We start from the raw sequence: 16178 nt of genomic DNA, 5'->3' as shown, positions 1-16178 counted from the left end.
ATCATGAAGAAATTGTTCACCGCACTCTCCGCCGCGCTGCTCGCCGCAGTCGCTTTCGCGCAGGCTGCATTGCCGTCCGTCGAAGGCGAGGTCCGCAAGATCGACACCGACGCAAAGAAGATCACGCTGAAGCACGGCGACATTCCCAACCTCGAAATGACCGGCATGACGATGGTCTTCCGCGTGAGCGACCCTGCGTTGCTCGCGAAGGTGAAGCCGGGCGACAAGGTGCAGTTCACGGCCGACAAGGTCGATGGCGCGCTCACGGTGCTGTCGATCGCACCGGCGAACTGACGCACTCGGCATGTCGGCTGGCCCTATGGCTTGAAGCGGCCCGGATCGAACGGGGCCAACGGTATCTCCGCCGCAACGCCCGCGAGCAGTTGCGCCGCCAGACGCCCCGTGCGCGCCGAGCCGCACAGGCCCACGTGGCCATGCCCGAAGGCTAGGACGATGTCGGCGCTGGCGGCGGCCGGGCCGATGCAGGGCAGTCCGTCGGGCAGGCTCGGGCGATGGCCGAGCCAGTGCTTCGCCGGCGATGCACCTGCAGCGAGCGCGGGAAACATCGATTGCAGATGCCGGTGCAGGATCCCGGCGCGGCGCCAGTCGGGCGCCGCTTCGAGGCCGGCAATCTCGACCTGCCCCGCCGCGCGCAGGCCGCCGTCCATCCAGTGGGCGATGAGCTTGCCGTCGGCCACCATCGTCGGGGTGCGCGGGCCGGCCGCAGCGTCTTCGATGACCACGTGGTAGCCGCGCTCGGACTCCAACGGCACCGCGGAGCCGGCCGCCGCCGCGAGCGGGCCCGAGCGCGCACCGGCGCAGATGGCGGCGCCGTCGCAGGCGATGTCGCCGGCCTCGGTGCGCACTGCGCGCAGCCGCCCGCCATCGACGAGAAAGCCCGTCGCGCGGGCGGTGATGCGTTCGGCGCCCGCATCGAGCGCATGCCGCGCCAATGCGGCCACGTAGGCGCCCGGATTGCGGCAATGGCCGGCTTCGGGCACGAAGATGCCGAGCGTGTAGCGCGCATCCAGATCGGGCTCGCGGCGGCGCAGCTCGTCTTCGCTCCACTCGTTCCATTGGATGCCCACACGCCGGCGCACGCGCCAGCCCAGCGCGTCGCCATCGAATTCCGCGCGCGAGCGATAGGCATGCAACAGCCCGCGCCGCTCGATGAGCTGCGGCACGCCAGCCTCGGCCGCAAGTTGCGCGTGCAGCGCGGGCGCATCGACCAGCAGCGTGCGCAGCGCGTCGGCCGTGCGCTGCACGCGCGCCTCGGTCCAGCCCGAAGCCAGGTAGCGCAGCAACCACGGCAAGGCGCGCGGCAGATAGCGCCAGCGCAGGGCGAGCGGACCGAGCGGGTCGGCCAGCCAGCCCGGCACCTTGCGCCAGGCGCCCGGCAACGCAGGCGGCACCACGGAGTGCGACGACAGCCAGCCGGCATTGCCGTAGCTCGTGGCCTGCGGGCCGCCCGGTTCGTTGGGCTCCAGCACCGTCACGCGCAGGCCCGCGCGCAGCGCCTCGATGGCGGTGGCGCTGCCCACCGCGCCCGCGCCGATCACCACCACATGGCGGCGTCCGCCACCGGGAGAGAAACTTCTTGCAACTGTCATGACGAGGATCGTAGAGGGTGCGGTCCCATAATCGGCCGCCATGCCAGCCTCAGTTTCTGCTCCCTCCCAATCCGCCGGTTCCATCACCGACGTCGCCGGCATCGAGGTCGGCCATTTCTCCGACACCCGCCGCCCCACCGGCTGCACCGTGGTCATGGCGCGCGACGGCGCGGTGGCCGGCGTGGACGTGCGCGGCGCCGCCCCCGGCACGCGCGAGACCGACCTGCTCGCGCCCGGCAACCTCGTGCAGCAGGTGCACGCGGTGATGCTCGCGGGCGGCAGCGCCTGGGGCCTCGCGGCCGCCGACGGCGCCATGCGATGGATGGAAGAACGCAACATCGGCATGGACGTGCGCTTCGGCATCCTGCCCATCGTGCCAGCCGCCGTGCTGTTCGACCTGCCCATGGGCGATGCGCGCATCCGCCCCGATGCCGCCGCCGGCTACGCCGCCTGCGAGGCCGCGAGCACCGCGGCGCCCGCCGAAGGCAACGTGGGCGCGGGCACCGGCGCGCTGGTGGGCAAGCTCTTCGGTGTGGACCGAGCGATGAAGGGAGGTGTCGGCACCGCGTCGGTCACGGTCGGCGGCGTCACGGTCGGCGCGCTGATCGCGGTCAACTCGCTGGGCGACGTGATCGACCACAACACCGGCCAGCCCGTGGCCGGCGCGCGCACCGAAGACGGCAAGGCGCTGCTCGACACGCGCCGCGCGCTGCTGCGCGGCGACAGCCCCAAGCCGCTGCTGGCGGGCACCAACACCACCATCGGCGTGATCGCCACCGACGCGGTGCTGACCAAGGTGCAGGCCAACCGGCTCGCCATGGTCGCCCACGACGGTCTGGCGCGCGCCATCAACCCGGTGCACACCATGAGCGATGGCGACACGCTGTTCGCGCTGGCCACCGGCCGCGTGCCGCTGGAAGGCAGCGCGCCGGGCATGACGGTGCTCAGCACCATGGCGGCCGAGGCCGTCGCGATCGCCACGCTGCGCGCGGTGCACGCAGCGCGGTCCGTGACCGTGGGCGAGTTGCACATTCCCTGCGCGGCCGATCTCGCCACGCCGCGTGGCTGAACACGGAAGAGACACCATGGCGTTTCCCAGAACCTTGAAACTGATCCTGCTGTCGATCCGCGACCTGATCGCCTCGGCCGGGCCGATCGTGTTCATCGTGATCGGCCTGCTGATCGCCGCCTACTGGTGGCTGCAGCCACAGCCGCCCAAGCACGTCACGCTCGCCACCGGCCCCACGGGCAGCGCCTATGCACAGTTCGGCAAGCACTACGCGGAAGCGCTCAAGCGCGCCGGCATCGAGGTGGAGCTCAAGCCCACGTCGGGCTCCACCGAGAACCTGCAGCTGCTGCGCACCGGCGGCGCCGACGTAGGCTTCGTGCGCGGCGGCAGCGCCGACCCGGTGGCCGACGAAGAAGCCGGCCTGACCTCGCTCGGCAGCCTGTTCTACGAGCCGATCTGGCTGTTCTACCGCGCCGACTCGGCGCAGAAGATCGACCGCAAGACCGGCACGCTGACGTCGCTCACGCAACTGCGCGGCCTGCGCGTGAACGTCGACCTGCCGGGCAGCGGCCTGCCCGACATCATGGAGCGGATGCTCAAGGCCAACCATCTGGGCCCGGACGACCTGCTGCTGTCGAACCTCGAGCAGGCGGCGGCGGCCGAAGCGCTGCAGGCCGGGCTGCTCGATGCCATCGTGCTGTCTTCGGCGCCGCAGTCGCCGCAGGTGCAGCGGCTGCTGCGCTCGGACGACATCAAGCTCATGGACTTCGGCCAGGCCGATGCCTACTCGCGGCGCTTTCCGTTCCTCTCGGCAGTGACGCTGCCGCGCGGCGTGGTCGACCTGTCGAAAGACCTGCCGCCGCACGACGTGTCGCTGCTCGCAGCCACCACCTCGCTGCTGTCACGCGAGGAAACGCACCCCGCCCTGCGCCAGCTGTTCGCGCAGGCGGCGCAGTCGATCCACGGCGGCGCCGGCTGGTTCAACCGGGCGCGCGACTTTCCCAACACCCGCACCAGCGAACTGCCGGTGAGCCCCGAGGGCGACCGCGCCATCAACGGCACGCCGCCGGCCTGGCAGCGCTACCTGCCGTTCTGGGCCAGCAACCTGGTCGAGCGCATGTGGCTGGTGCTGGGCGGCCTGCTGGTGCTGATGCTGCCGCTGAGCCGCGTGGTGCCGCCGCTGTACCAGTTCCGCGTGCGGCGGCGCGTGTTCCGCTGGTATGCACGGCTGCGCGACATCGAGGCCAAGGTCGATGCGAAACAGGGCGAACAGAAAACGCTGCTGGACGACCTCGACCAGCTCGACCGCACGGTCAACAAGGTGGCGGTGCCGCTGTCGTATGCCGACGAGCTCTACGCACTGCGCAACAACATCTATGCGGTGCGCAAGCGGGTGCTGGCCAGGACGTCGCAAGGCGCTGCCGCACCGACGGCCGCGGCGAACGATGCCGGCTGATGGAGCCCTGCTTCCGGCCTTGCGCACGCTGATCGATTTTGCGCAGCCGCACGGCGACGGTGCGAGCCGGCTGCGCCTGGCCTTCGGCGCGCCATCGCGCGTGCTGGTGGCGCGGACTGCCGGCGAGGTACGGCCGGTGCTGGAGGCTATCGAGGCGCTGGCGCGCGAGGGGCGCTGGTGCGTGGGGTACCTGCGCTACGAGGCGGCTGTGGCGTTCGATCCTGCGTTGGCCGTGCACGAAGCCGACGGCCCGCTGGCATGGTTCGGCGTGCATGACGAAGTGCTGCCCTGGCCGGAAGATTCGCCCGCAATGCCGCCGGTCGAATGGCAAGGCAGCCTCTCGCGCGAGTCCTTCGACCAGCGCATGCAGGCCATCCACCGCGCAATTGCGGACGGCGAGCTCTACCAGCTCAACTACACCGCCGCGTTGAATGCCGAATTCCACGGCGATGCGCTCGACTGGTTCCTCGCGCTGCGGCAGGCGCAGCCCGGCGGCTACAGCGCCTTCATCGACACCGGCGAAGAACAGGTGCTGTCGGTGTCACCCGAACTCTTCTTCGACTGGCACGGCGACCGCATCCTGGCGCGCCCCATGAAGGGCACGGCCCCGCGCGGCACGACACCGGCCGAGGACGCAGCGCTGGCACGGCGGCTGCGCACCGTGCCGAAGGAGCGGGCCGAGAACGTGATGATCGTGGACCTGATCCGCAACGACCTGTCGCGCGTGGCGCAGCCCTTCTCGGTGCGCGTGCCGCGGCTCTTCCATACCGAGGCTCTGCCGACGGTGTGGCAGATGACGTCGGATGTCGAGGCGCTCCTGCGCGAGGGCATCACGCTGGCCGACGTGTTCGGGGCGCTGTTCCCGTGCGGCTCGATCACCGGCGCGCCCAAGGTCAGCGCGATGCGGCTGATCCGCGAGCTGGAGCCCGAGGCGCGCGGCGTGTACTGCGGCGCGGTCGGCGTGGTGCAGCCCGGCGGCCATGCGACCTTCAATGTACCGATCCGCACCGTGACGCTGCGCGGCACCGAGGCGCGCTGCGGCATCGGCAGCGGCATCACGGCCGATGCGCGGGCGGACGCCGAATGGGAGGAATGGCGCCACAAGCGGGCCTTCCTGGGCCAGGCGGCGAACCCGCCGTTCGAGCTGCTCGAAACCCTTGCGCTGGTTGGCGGCGAGCTGCGCGATGCGCCCGCACACCTTGCGCGCATGGCGGCCGCGGCAGCGCATTTCGGCCGCGCGTGGAGCGAAGCGCCCGTCACTGCATGCCTCGATCGACTCAAGGCACGGCATGCCACCGGTATGTGGCGCGTGCGCCTGCTGCTCGACGCGCAAGGCGCGCCGCGCGCCGAAGCCTTTGCGATGGAGGCGCCACCCGCGCGCGTGCAACTGCAACTGGCCACGCGCGCGTTCGACGAGGCCGACAGCGACTTCACCCGCTTCAAGACCACCCGCCGCGCCCACTACGAGGCCTTCGCGCCCACCGCCGCGGGCGTGTTCGACACGCTCCTGTGGAACCGCGATGGCGAGATCACCGAATGCACGCGCGGCAACATCGCCCTGCTGCTCGACGGCCGCTGGGTCACGCCGCCCTTGCACTGCGGCCTGCTGAACGGCGTCGGCCGCGCCAACCGGCTGCGCAGCGGCCAGCTTGCCGAAGCCGTCGTGCGGGTGAACGATCTGCCACGCGTGCAGGCCCTTGCCTTCGTGAACAGCCTGCGCGGCTGGCTCGATGCCGACCTGCACACTGCGCAAAAATAGTTCGTCAAAGCGCTTGACTTGGAGCGCGCTCTAACTTCGAGAATCAACGCCATGGAAACCAGTCTGACCATCGCGGAAGTCGCGCAGCGAACCGGCCTCACGGCCTACACGCTGCGCTACTACGAACGCATCGGGCTGATTGCCGCGGTGCCGCGTGCACCGGGCGGTCAGCGGCGCTATGCGAGCGCCGACATGGACTTGCTGGATTTCCTGTTGCGCCTGCGCGAGACCGGCATGTCCATCCAGGGCATGCAGGCCTTCGTCAGGCTTCGAAACCAGGGGGACGCCAGCGTCGGCGAACGGCGCGAGATGCTCGAACAGCACCTTGCCGAAGTTCAGGCCCGGGTGGCGGCGCTGCAGCAATCCATGCAGGCGCTGTCGCTCAAGATCGACCACTACCGCGCGGTCGAGAAGACGAAGAAGCGTCCTCCTTCATCGGGCACTGCCCCGGAAGGAAAGACGAGCAATGACGAACACACAGAACCAGGGCCACAACGACAACCTGCGCTACACGCGCGGCCTCGCCAAGCTCCACGAGATCGACGGTGAAGGCGGCGTCAAGGTGGTCGAGAGCCTGGCCGACATCGCGCCCGACTTTGGCCGTCTGGTGATCGAGTTTCCGTTCGGCGACATCTACTCGCGCCCCGGCCTCGACCTGCGCTCCCGCGAGATCGCGACCGTGGCCGCGCTCACCGCCATGGGCAATGCGACGCCGCAGCTGAAGGTGCACATCCAGGGTGCGCTGAACGTCGGCGCGACGCGCACCGAGGTTGTCGAGGTCATCATGCAGATGGCGGTGTACGCGGGCTTTCCGGCGGCGCTCAACGGCCTGTTTGCGGCGCGCGAGGTGTTCGCGGCCGACGATGAAAAAAGCGCGCAGTCCCTTGCGGAACCGCGCGCTCTTGCCGAAACGAACTGAGGGGTTTCTCGCAGGCCGTCGTGCCCCCGCCCCAACCCTCCCCCAGCGGGGGGAGGGAGCAAATCCAGGAACACCGAGGAACCGGCTCCGCCGGGCCTCAGGTGTTGCCCCCGGCAGGGGGTAGGCGAAGCGACACGAAGTGCGCGCAGCCTGGGGGCGAGCCCTATTTCAAGGCCTTGTAGCGCATGCGCTTGGGCTTTGCGCCTTCTTCGCCCAGGCGCTTCTTCTTGTCGGCTTCGTACTCCTGGTAGTTGCCGTCGAAGAAAGTCCACTGGCTGTCGCCTTCGGCGGCCAGGATGTGGGTGGCGATGCGGTCGAGGAACCAGCGGTCATGGCTGATCACCATGACGGTGCCGGCGAACTCGAGCAGCGCGTCTTCGAGCGCGCGCAGCGTTTCCACGTCGAGGTCGTTCGACGGTTCGTCCAGCAGCAGCACGTTGCCGCCGGCGATCAGCGTCTTGGCCAGGTGCAGGCGGCCGCGTTCACCGCCCGACAGCGTACCGACCTTCTTCTGCTGGTCGGCCCCGTTGAAGTTGAAGCGGCCCGCATACGCGCGGCTCGCCATCTGGAACTTGCCGACGTTGATGATGTCCAGGCCGTTCGAGATGTCTTCCCACACGGTCTTCTGGTTGGCCAGCTCGTCGCGGTGCTGGTCGACGAAGGCCATCTTCACGGTCTGGCCGATGACGACCTCGCCCGAATCGGGCTTTTCCTTGCCCGCGAGCAGCTTGAAGAGCGTCGACTTGCCGGCGCCGTTCGGACCGATGATGCCGACGATCGCGCCCGGCGGCACGGTGAAGCTCAGGTTGTCGATCAGCATGCGGTCGCCGAAGGACTTGCTGACGCCGTGGAACTCGAACACCTGCTGACCCAGCCGCTCGGCCACAGGAATGAAGATTTCCTGCGTCTCGTTGCGCTTCTGGTATTCCATGTCGCTCAGCTCTTCGAAGCGGGCCAGGCGGGATTTGCTCTTGGCCTGGCGTGCCTTCGGGTTCTGGCGCGACCACTCCAGTTCCTTCTTCAGCGCCTTGGCGTGGGCTTCCTCGCTCTTCTGCTCCTGCGCGAGGCGCTCGCCCTTCTGCTCGAGCCAGGTGCTGTAGTTGCCCTTCCAGGGGATGCCGCGACCGCGGTCCATTTCCAGGATCCACTCGGCCGCGTTGTCCAGGAAGTAGCGATCGTGCGTGATGGCCACCACGGTGCCCGAGAAGCGCTGCAGGAACACTTCGAGCCACTCCACCGATTCGGCATCCAGGTGGTTGGTCGGCTCGTCGAGCAGCAGCATGTCGGGCTTGGACAGCAGGAGGCGGCACAGCGCCACGCGGCGCTTTTCGCCGCCAGACAGCAGGCCGATCTTCGCGTCCCACGGCGGAAGGCGCAGGGCATCGGCGGCGATTTCCAGCTGATGCTCGGAATCGGTGCCGGCGGTGGCGATGATGGCTTCGAGCTGGGCCTGTTCGGCCGCCAGCGCGTCGAAGTCGGCGTCTTCGGCACCATAGGCGATGTACACCTCTTCGAGGCGCGCCTTGGCCGCAAACACCGCGCCCATGGACTCTTCGACCGACTCACGCACCGTGTGCTCGGTGTTGAGCTTGGGTTCCTGCTCCAGATAGCCGATCGTCATCCCCGGCATGGGCAGCGCCTCGCCCTCGAACTCCTTGTCCACACCCGCCATGATCTTGAGCAGCGTGGACTTGCCCGAGCCGTTCAGGCCGAGCACGCCGATCTTGGCGCCGGGGAAGAAAGAGAGCGAAATGTCTTTCAAGAGCTGCCGCTTGGGCGGCACGGTCTTGCTGACGCGGTTCATCGAATAGACGTATTGAGCCATCTGGGAATAGTTACCTTGGGTACAAAGATTCGGGGGGAAAGCGCGGTCGCCAGAAAGAAGCCCTTGGGAAGCATTCAGGCGCGGCAAACCACCGATTATCGACTCATGCGACAATAGCCACCGTTGCCGGGTCCAGTTGCCCGCAACACCGGCTCTCTGCCGGGGACGAAGAAAGCTCCATTTCAACCCTTTTGCGAGGGCGGACTTTCCGGCTCCCACCCCTGACCTTCATCTGCCTTGACTGGCTCGGCGTCAACAAGACGCCTGGCGGGCCGATGCCACTGCGCCGTGTATGGCGCTTATTGTTTCCAATGAATTTTGACGAACTGAAGCTGGCCCCCGCCATCTTGAAGGCTGTGCACGAGCACGGCTACGACACCCCCACCCCCATCCAGGCGCAAGCCATTCCCGCGGTTCTCGAAGGCCACGACTTGCTGGGCGGCGCCCAGACCGGCACCGGCAAGACGGCCGCCTTCACGCTGCCGATGCTGCACAAGCTCAGCATGAGCCGCAGCGCCACCAACAAGTTCGGCGGTACCGGCATCCGCGCCCTCGTGCTGACCCCCACGCGCGAACTCGCGGCCCAGGTCGAAGAGTCGGTGCGTACCTACGGCAAGTACCTGCAGCTCGACTCGACCGTGATCTTCGGCGGCGTCGGCATGAACCCGCAGATCAGCAAGCTCAAGAAGGGTGTCGACATCCTCGTGGCCACCCCTGGCCGCCTGCTCGACCTGCAGCAGCAAGGCATGCTCGACCTGAGCCAGGTCCAGATGCTGATCCTGGACGAAGCCGACCGCATGCTCGACATGGGCTTCATCCACGACGTGAAGAAGATCCTGGCCCTGGTGCCCAAGGAAAAGCAGAGCCTGCTGTTCTCGGCCACCTTCAGCGACGAGATCCGCGACCTCGCGGCCACGCTGCTGAAGAACCCGCAAAGCATCCAGGTCACGCCGCGCAACACCACCGTGCAGCGCATCACCCAGGTGATCCACCCCGTGGGCCGCGGCAAGAAGAAGGCGCTGCTCGCGCACATCATCAACGAGAACAAGTGGAGCCAGGTGCTCGTGTTCACGCGCACCAAGTTCGGCGCCAACAGCGTGGCCGAATTCCTCACCAAGAACGGCATCGAGGCGATGGCGCTGCACGGTAACAAGAGCCAGAGCGCCCGCACGCAAGCGCTGGCCGGCTTCAAGACCGGCGACATCCGAGCGCTGGTGGCCACCGACATCGCGGCGCGCGGCATCGACATCGATGAACTGCCGCACGTCGTGAACTACGAGATTCCGAACGTCAGCGAAGACTACGTGCACCGCATCGGCCGCACCGGCCGCGCCGGTTCGAGCGGCGAGGCCGTGAGCTTCGTGTGCCTGGACGAAGAGGGCTTCATGCAGGAAATCGAACGCTTCACCAAGCAGACGATTCCGGTGCAGATCGTCGAAGGCTTCGGCCCTGAAGACGGCGAACGCGCCGAGCCGATCGCCATGGGTCGCCAGACGATCTGGGGCGGCGCCGGCCGTCCGCCGAGCCGCGACGTGATGCAGGCGGCCGCCAAGGCTGCCCGCACCGAGATGCTGCAGCGCATCCGCGAGAACAAGGCCGGCCAGGGCGGCGGCGGCGAGCGCGCTGGCGGTGGTGGCGGCGGCAATGGCGGCGGTCAACGCCGCGGTGGTGGCGGCCAGGGCCGCAACGCCAACGGTGGCGGCCAAGGCCAGGGGCAAGGCCCGCGCGGCCAGGGTGCTCGCGCACCGCAGGGCCGTGGCCCGCAAGGTCCGGCACGCGCGCCGCACCATGCGCCACATCAGCAACAGGCCCATCAGCCGCATGACGAGCGCCAGCCACGCCATCACGGCAACAGCCATAGCCCGACCCAGGCCAACCAGGTCGCACACCTGCGCGCCGAAGCGGTCGCAGGCGGCGCCGGCCAGCCGGATCCGTTGCGCACGAGCGTCGACCACATGGGTGGCGGACGCGGTCGCGGTCGCCCGGGTGGCGGCGGTGGTGGTGGCGGCTACGGCGGCAACCGTTCGGGCGGCGGTGGCCGTTCGGGTGGCGGCGGCTATGGTGGCGGTGGCCGCTCGGGCGGCGGCGGTGGTGGCCGTTCGTTCGGTCGCTGAGACTCGCCGCGGGTAGAACACCTACCCGGAAGATGAAGAAAGGGCACTCGGTGCCCTTTTTCTTTTGAGGTCGTCAGCGCGTGTGGCAGGCAAGGTTTCGATAGGCAACGGTGACCCGAGCCACAATCATCGCCGCCATGCAATACATCCCACCCAACTACGCCACCCTCTTCGTAGCCACCTGCAACCTCCTCAATCTCGCGGCACCGAACCGCGTGTATTACGAGAACCAGGACGCCTACACCGAGCGCGAGTACGAACGAAAGATCGACTGGACCGGCGAGCGCTTCCATGCACTCAACGCCGACGTGCTGGCGGTGCAGGAGGTGTGGGACGAGTCGGCGCTCAAGGCCTGCATCGCGCGCAGCGGCCTGCGCTACGACTTCGTCTCGGTGCCGGGTGCCGAGAACACGCCACCACACAGCGGCGCGCAGGGCACGCCGCGCGTGGGCATCGCGACGCGGCTGAAGGTGGACGAGCTTCGCTCCTTCGTCGACTTCCCTCCGGGCTTCGGCGTCGAGGTGCCGGGCCTGGGCCCCCACACGCGCTTCGAGCGGCCCCCCCTGCTCGCCACGGTGCGCATGAAGCACGGCCAGCAGGTGCATGTGCTCACGGTGCACCTGAAGTCCAAGCGCCCGAAGTTCCTGCAGGACGCCCAAGGCAACCCGCTCGAAGACCGGGACGACCGCAAGGTGGGCGTGATGGCCTCGATGCGCTCGCTGCTGATGCGCGGCGCGGAAGCCGCGGCCCTGCGCTGCATCGTCATCGATCTGCTGCAGGACACGAACGTGCCGCTCGTGGTGATGGGCGACTTCAACGACAACCCGCACAGCGTGACGACGCAGCTCGTGGCTGCCACCTCCGAAGTGGCCTACGACAAGGCCGCGCGCGACGTGGCCCTGTTCAACGCCTACGAGATGCAGGGTGAATCAGCACTCAAGAAGGACGTGGCGTATTCGCACATCCACCAGGGCTTTCCGGACGTGCTCGACCAGATCTTCGTGAGCGAGGAGTTCGTCGCCACCAGCCGGCACAGCCTGGGCGACGTGCGGCGGGTCGACTATTTCAACGACCACCTGCACGAAGGGCGCGACCGCTCGCGCTCCGACCACGGCTTCGTGCGCGCCTTGCTGCGGCTGCGCACGGCCTGAGGATCAGCCCATGCGCCGGCCGGTCTGCCGGTCGAACAGGTGCACGTTCTCGGCCTCGATGGCCAGCCGCACCGTTTCGTCAGGTCCGGCATCGACGCGGCCATGCACCGCCAGCACCAGCTTTTCTTCGCCGACCTGCACCAGCAGTTCGGTCTCCGCGCCGGTGGGTTCGACCACGATCACCTTGGCCTCGACGCTGTGCGGGCCGCCGCCGAGCGTCATGTCGCCGGGCCGGATGCCGTAGTGCACCGGCTGGCCGTCGGGGGCCGAGGTGCCGGCCGGCACCGGCCAGCGCGCGCCTTGCGATTCGACCCAGCAGTCGCCGCCCGCGCGCCGCACCGTGCCTTCGATGACGTTCATCGACGGCGAGCCGATGAACTGCGCGACGAACAGGTTGTCGGGCCGGTCGTACAGCTCCAGCGGCGTGCCGATCTGCTCGATGATGCCGTCGTGCATCACCACGATGCGGTCGGCCATGGTCATGGCCTCGATCTGGTCGTGCGTCACGTAGACGGTGGTGGTCTTCAGGCGCTGGTGCAGCGCCTTGATCTCGGCGCGCATCGCCACGCGCAGCTTGGCGTCGAGGTTGGACAGCGGCTCGTCGAACAGGAACACCTTCGGGTCGCGCACGATGGCGCGGCCCATGGCCACGCGCTGGCGCTGGCCGCCCGAGAGCTCCCGCGGATAGCGGCCCAGCAATGCGTCGAGGTTGAGTATCTTCGCGGCCCGCGCCACGCGCTCGTCGGTCACCGATTTCTCGGCGTTGCGCAGCCGCAGGCTGAAGCCCATGTTCTCGCCCACCGTCATGTGCGGATAGAGCGCGTAGCTCTGGAACACCATGGCGATGTCGCGGTCCTTCGACTCGAGGTCGTTGACCACGCGGCCATCGATGACGATCTCGCCGCCGCTGATGTCTTCCAGGCCCGCGAGCATGCGCAGCAGCGTCGACTTGCCGCAGCCCGAAGGGCCGACCAGCACGACGAATTCGCCGTCGCTGATGTCGAAGCCCAGGCCCTTGATGATCTGGACCTTGCCGAAGGATTTCTGGATATTGCGAAAGGTTACGGATGCCATTTGTGATTCCTGGATTCGCTCAGCTCTTGACGGCGCCGGCAGTAAGACCACCGACCATGTAGCGTTTGAATGCGTAGTAGATCGCCGCGGGCGGCAACGCATAGATGAGGCCGGTGGCCATCAGCAGCTCCCATGGCGAATCGTCCGCCGAGAGGAAGTTGCCGAGCGCGACGGCAAGGGTCACGCTCCTGTCGTTCGACAGCAGCAGGAAGGCGTAGAGGTATTCGTTCCATGCCAGCAGCAGCGAATAGGTGCCCACCGCCACCAGCGACGGCACCATCAGCGGCAAGTACACCAGGCGGAACAACTGCAGCGGCGAGGCGCCGTCCATGCGCGCGGCCTCGTCGAGTTCGTAGGGCAGTTTGTCCGACGCCTGCTTCAGTACCCAGATGCAGTACGGCGAAGCGATGGTCACCATCGCCAGGATCAACGCCCACTGGCTGTTGAGCAGCCCGTAGTTGCCCATGGTCTTGTACATCGGCACGGCCAGGAACGCCGCCGGGATGAAGTACGTGAACAGCGCCAGGTTCATCACCGTGCGCCCGCCGCGCACACGCAGCCGGCTGATGGCGAATGCGGCTGTGGTCGCCACGAACAGCGTGAGCACGCCCACCGACAGCGCGATCAGCAGCGAGTTCCACAGCTGCAGCCAGAAGTGGTCGAGGTAGAAATGCTTCTGCTGGAACACGATGCGGAAGTTGTCCAGCGTCGGGTTCTTGGGCCACAGGTGGCCCGAGGTCGCTGAGTCCTTCGACGAGATCGCGAACAGCACCATGTGGTAGACCGGGATCAGCGTCCACAGCAGCACAGGTATGCCGATGAGCAGGAGCCGGGCTTCGGTGAGCACGGCTTTCGGAGTCCAGCGCTTCATTTCGAGAGCCTCTTCATCATGAAGTACACGAGGGGCAGCACGAGCGGCAAGGCCACCACGATGGAAGCCATCGACAGGTCGACCTGGTCGAGGCGCAGGTAGCGGATGCCCAGCGTGGCGAGCACATGCGTCAGGTCGGCGGGGCCGCCGCCGGTCAGCAGGTAGACGCTGTTGAAGTCGCCCAGCGTCCAGATCATCGAGAGGATGGTCGAGGTGATGTAGAGCGTCTTCAGTGCCGGCCAGCTCACGAAGCGGAACTTCTGCCACGACGAGGCGCCGTCGACGGAGGCCGCCTCGTATTGTTCGGATGGAATGGCCAGCCGCCCCGCCACCAGGATCAGCGTCCAGAACGGCAGCGACTTCCACACGTGCACCACCATCGCGAAGGCCAATGCCAGCGCGGGGTCGTTGAGCCAGTTGGGCCCATCGGCGCCGGTCAGGCGGAAGATGGTGCTGTTGATCACGCCCCACTCGGGGTTCAGCATGAAGCGGATCGACAGGATGGTCGGGATCGACGGCATCGCCCAGGGCAGGATGAAGATCGCCGAGACGATCTTGATCCACCAGCGCGATGTCACGAAGAAGCCCGAGAGCACCAGTGCCACGAGCATCTTGAGGTTGATCGCCACGATCAGGAAGATGGCCGTGTTGATCACCGAGCGGAAGAAGATCGGGTCTTCGACCAGCTTCACGTAGCTTTGCGGATGGCGGGCGAGCCAGAGGCCATAGCCCACCGGGTACAGCACGAACACCACGAACACCAGCAGGTAGGGCACGACCATGACCGCGCCCCAGAACTGCCAGCGCGCATGCCGCGCTCCGGGATTGACGACAGGCGTCGGGGTCGACGCGGCGGCGGTGGCTGTGGCGCTCATGGCATGCAGCTGCTGGTGGTTGCGGGTGTCGCGTGTGCGCCGCTTACTGCGCCGCCACCGTCTTGATGCGCGCGATCATCTCGTCCACGGCCTTGTCCACCGGCACCTTGTCGGTGACGACGCGGCTCATGGCCTTGGCCCAGACGTTCTCGTTGTTCAGCACGGTGAACTTGTAGTTCTTGGTGAACTCGAAGGTCACGGTGCCGGCGGCGTACTGGTTGTAGACCGAGAGGCGGTGCGGGTCGGCCTTCCAGAAGTCGCGCTGCTGCGCGGCCTTGGTGACCGGGAACCAGCGGCCCAGCGAGCCTTCGACGTACGGCGTCAGGTTCTCTTCCTGCATCAGGAAGGCGACGAACTCCTTGGCGCGCGCCTTGTTCTTCGCGTCCTTGAACACCACGCCGGTCTTCACGGCGGTGCGGTACACCATCTTGCTGCCGTCAGGCTTGCTCGGGAAACCCGCCGTGCGGATGCGCTCGGTGTAGTTCTTGCGCGCTTCCTCGCGCTGCTCGGGCGTGAGCGAGGCGTTGTCCGAATCGTCGAGCCACTTGGCGGCGATGGAGATGGTCGCGTTGTGCGTCATCAGCGTCGTCTTGTTGTGGAACGCGACGTTGTTGTCCGGGTCCTTCCAGCTTGTCGACGACGGCGGCGTGCAGCCCTTGGTGTAGGGCGTGGTGTAGTCGGTCAGCGCGCCGATCAGGCCGGTGCGCACCTTCGGGTCGTCGACCAGCAGCTTGCCGTTGTCGTCCACCAGCTTCACGTTGTAGGCGTCCATGAAGGTCAGGAACGAATAGAACGAGTCGCTCGAATCCACGCCCATCGGCATGCCGATGCCGAAGGTGCGCTTGCCGCTCTTCTGGCGGCTGGCGGTCTGCGCCTTCTCGCACCAGAACGTCCAGTACTCCTTCCAGGTCGTCGGGATGTCCGACTCCTTGAAGCCCGCCTCCGCCAGCATGTCGCGCCAGTACTCGATGTGCATCGTCTGCTGCTTGATCGGGAAGGCGTAGTAGGCCTTGCTCTTGGTCTGGTCGTTGTAGAGGTAGGTGGTCTCGATCGTGTTGGGCGCGAAGCGGTCCTTCATGGGCGTGAGCACGCTGCTGATGTCCTCGAGCTTGCCGTCGAAGGCCCACTTGCCCGTGACCTGGAAGTCGTACACGTCGGCGTAGGCCACGTCGGGCGGGCTGCCCGAGTCGAGCGCGGACACGGTCTTGGGGATCATGTCCTGGATCGGGTACTGCGACAGTTCGATCTTGACGTTCTTGTTCTTCTCCTCGAACTTCTTGATGGCGGCGAACAGCGCATCGTCCTCCGCCTTGTAGAAGCCCTTGACCCACCAGACGGTGAGTTTTTCCTGCGCGGCAGCGTGGCCTGCCGACAGCAGGCCCAGCGCGACCAGCGTCGGCGCGATGAGCGACTTGACGAGTTTCATGGTTGATGTCTCCTTCTCTTCTTGGGTGGAATTTGCTCGGGGCGCGAGCGTAGGGTGAAAGAACCGGATGCGAACTGCGGACAAACGCG

The 16178-nt window shown here is 67.3% G+C and carries 14 protein-coding genes; 8 read left to right on the top strand and 6 right to left on the bottom strand.

Annotation, left to right across the window (positions count from 1 at the left end; genetic code table 11):
- Nucleotides 1–3: 3 nt before the first annotated feature.
- Nucleotides 4–294, top strand: coding sequence for a copper-binding protein (locus PMI12_RS04450; RefSeq protein WP_007829561.1), 291 nt, complete (start codon nucleotides 4–6; stop codon nucleotides 292–294).
- A gap of 23 nt (nucleotides 295–317) precedes the next feature.
- On the opposite strand, the gene PMI12_RS04445 is transcribed toward PMI12_RS04450, so the two are convergent.
- Entirely contained in the window at nucleotides 318–1610 is a 1293-nt protein-coding gene (locus PMI12_RS04445; protein WP_007829544.1) for an NAD(P)/FAD-dependent oxidoreductase, read from the bottom strand.
- Nucleotides 1611–1650: 40 nt separating this feature from the next.
- On the opposite strand from PMI12_RS04445, the gene PMI12_RS04440 reads away from it, so the two are divergent.
- Genes PMI12_RS04440 through PMI12_RS04420 form a run of 5 tightly spaced genes read left to right on the top strand, consistent with a single transcriptional unit; the run spans nucleotide 1651 to nucleotide 6753 of the window.
- Nucleotides 1651–2679: a P1 family peptidase gene (locus tag PMI12_RS04440; protein ID WP_007829542.1), complete on the top strand. Its 1029-nt coding sequence runs from the start codon at nucleotides 1651–1653 to the stop codon at nucleotides 2677–2679.
- A 16-nt stretch (nucleotides 2680–2695) separates the two neighbouring features.
- Entirely contained in the window at nucleotides 2696–4075 is a 1380-nt protein-coding gene (locus PMI12_RS04435) for a TAXI family TRAP transporter solute-binding subunit (protein ID WP_007829541.1), read from the top strand.
- Nucleotides 4065–5834, top strand: coding sequence for an aminodeoxychorismate synthase component I (pabB, locus tag PMI12_RS04430; protein ID WP_007829539.1), 1770 nt, complete (start codon nucleotides 4065–4067; stop codon nucleotides 5832–5834). Before PMI12_RS04435 ends, pabB begins: the two co-directional genes overlap by 11 nt.
- A gap of 51 nt (nucleotides 5835–5885) precedes the next feature.
- Nucleotides 5886–6383, top strand: coding sequence for a MerR family transcriptional regulator (locus PMI12_RS28010; RefSeq protein ID WP_081502615.1), 498 nt, complete (start codon nucleotides 5886–5888; stop codon nucleotides 6381–6383).
- Nucleotides 6301–6753 carry a carboxymuconolactone decarboxylase family protein gene (locus PMI12_RS04420; RefSeq protein WP_007829538.1) on the top strand — a complete coding sequence of 151 codons (453 nt, stop codon included), beginning with the start codon at nucleotides 6301–6303 and terminating at the stop codon, nucleotides 6751–6753. Before PMI12_RS28010 ends, PMI12_RS04420 begins: the two co-directional genes overlap by 83 nt.
- 163 nt (nucleotides 6754–6916) lie before the next feature.
- Here the strand turns inward: PMI12_RS04420 and ettA are convergent, their stop codons facing one another.
- Nucleotides 6917–8578 carry an energy-dependent translational throttle protein EttA gene (ettA, locus tag PMI12_RS04415; protein ID WP_007829535.1) on the bottom strand — a complete coding sequence of 554 codons (1662 nt, stop codon included), beginning with the start codon at nucleotides 8576–8578 and terminating at the stop codon, nucleotides 6917–6919.
- Nucleotides 8579–8889: 311 nt separating this feature from the next.
- On the opposite strand from ettA, the gene PMI12_RS04410 reads away from it, so the two are divergent.
- Both PMI12_RS04410 and PMI12_RS04405 read left to right on the top strand, forming a co-directional pair.
- Entirely contained in the window at nucleotides 8890–10692 is a 1803-nt protein-coding gene (locus PMI12_RS04410; RefSeq protein WP_007829533.1) for a DEAD/DEAH box helicase, read from the top strand.
- Between the two features lie 137 nt (nucleotides 10693–10829).
- The gene (locus tag PMI12_RS04405; protein ID WP_007829532.1) at nucleotides 10830–11843 is read left to right on the top strand and encodes an endonuclease/exonuclease/phosphatase family protein; all 1014 of its coding nucleotides are present in this window, start codon (nucleotides 10830–10832) and stop codon (nucleotides 11841–11843) included.
- Nucleotides 11844–11846: 3 nt separating this feature from the next.
- Here the strand turns inward: PMI12_RS04405 and PMI12_RS04400 are convergent, their stop codons facing one another.
- The 4 genes from PMI12_RS04400 to PMI12_RS04385 are packed head-to-tail and all read right to left on the bottom strand — an operon-like array spanning nucleotide 11847 to nucleotide 16089.
- A complete protein-coding gene (locus PMI12_RS04400; RefSeq protein ID WP_007829530.1) occupies nucleotides 11847–12917 on the bottom strand; it encodes an ABC transporter ATP-binding protein in 1071 nt (356 codons plus the stop codon).
- A 19-nt stretch (nucleotides 12918–12936) separates the two neighbouring features.
- Nucleotides 12937–13788: a carbohydrate ABC transporter permease gene (locus tag PMI12_RS04395; protein WP_007829528.1), complete on the bottom strand. Its 852-nt coding sequence runs from the start codon at nucleotides 13786–13788 to the stop codon at nucleotides 12937–12939.
- Entirely contained in the window at nucleotides 13785–14663 is an 879-nt protein-coding gene (locus PMI12_RS04390) for a carbohydrate ABC transporter permease (RefSeq protein WP_007829526.1), read from the bottom strand. The genes PMI12_RS04395 and PMI12_RS04390 overlap by 4 nt, the downstream gene beginning before the upstream one ends.
- A 43-nt stretch (nucleotides 14664–14706) precedes the next feature.
- A complete protein-coding gene (locus tag PMI12_RS04385; protein WP_007829525.1) occupies nucleotides 14707–16089 on the bottom strand; it encodes an ABC transporter substrate-binding protein in 1383 nt (460 codons plus the stop codon).
- Nucleotides 16090–16178: the final 89 nt, after the last annotated feature.

Origin of the sequence: Variovorax sp. CF313 (genome assembly GCF_000282635.1) — a bacterium.
Lineage (GTDB): Bacteria > Pseudomonadota > Gammaproteobacteria > Burkholderiales > Burkholderiaceae_C > Variovorax.
Note: the sequence above shows the minus strand (reverse complement) of the source record. Positions and strands in the feature narration are given on the sequence as shown.

Bases quoted from the DNA above. Each gene is read 5' to 3' on its own strand.
- PMI12_RS04405 (WP_007829532.1), top strand. From the start codon at position 10,830: ATGCAATACATCCCACCCAACTACGCCACCCTCTTCGTAGCCACCTGC.
- PMI12_RS04390 (WP_007829526.1), bottom strand. From the start codon at position 14,663: ATGAGCGCCACAGCCACCGCCGCCGCGTCGACCCCGACGCCTGTCGTC.
- pabB (WP_007829539.1), top strand. From the start codon at position 4,065: ATGCCGGCTGATGGAGCCCTGCTTCCGGCCTTGCGCACGCTGATCGAT.
- PMI12_RS04400 (WP_007829530.1), bottom strand. From the start codon at position 12,917: ATGGCATCCGTAACCTTTCGCAATATCCAGAAATCCTTCGGCAAGGTC.
- PMI12_RS04410 (WP_007829533.1), top strand. From the start codon at position 8,890: ATGAATTTTGACGAACTGAAGCTGGCCCCCGCCATCTTGAAGGCTGTG.
- PMI12_RS04440 (WP_007829542.1), top strand. From the start codon at position 1,651: ATGCCAGCCTCAGTTTCTGCTCCCTCCCAATCCGCCGGTTCCATCACC.
- PMI12_RS04435 (WP_007829541.1), top strand. From the start codon at position 2,696: ATGGCGTTTCCCAGAACCTTGAAACTGATCCTGCTGTCGATCCGCGAC.
- PMI12_RS04445 (WP_007829544.1), bottom strand. From the start codon at position 1,610: ATGACAGTTGCAAGAAGTTTCTCTCCCGGTGGCGGACGCCGCCATGTG.
- ettA (WP_007829535.1), bottom strand. From the start codon at position 8,578: ATGGCTCAATACGTCTATTCGATGAACCGCGTCAGCAAGACCGTGCCG.
- PMI12_RS04385 (WP_007829525.1), bottom strand. From the start codon at position 16,089: ATGAAACTCGTCAAGTCGCTCATCGCGCCGACGCTGGTCGCGCTGGGC.
- PMI12_RS28010 (WP_081502615.1), top strand. From the start codon at position 5,886: ATGGAAACCAGTCTGACCATCGCGGAAGTCGCGCAGCGAACCGGCCTC.
- PMI12_RS04395 (WP_007829528.1), bottom strand. From the start codon at position 13,788: ATGAAGCGCTGGACTCCGAAAGCCGTGCTCACCGAAGCCCGGCTCCTG.
- PMI12_RS04420 (WP_007829538.1), top strand. From the start codon at position 6,301: ATGACGAACACACAGAACCAGGGCCACAACGACAACCTGCGCTACACG.
- PMI12_RS04450 (WP_007829561.1), top strand. From the start codon at position 4: ATGAAGAAATTGTTCACCGCACTCTCCGCCGCGCTGCTCGCCGCAGTC.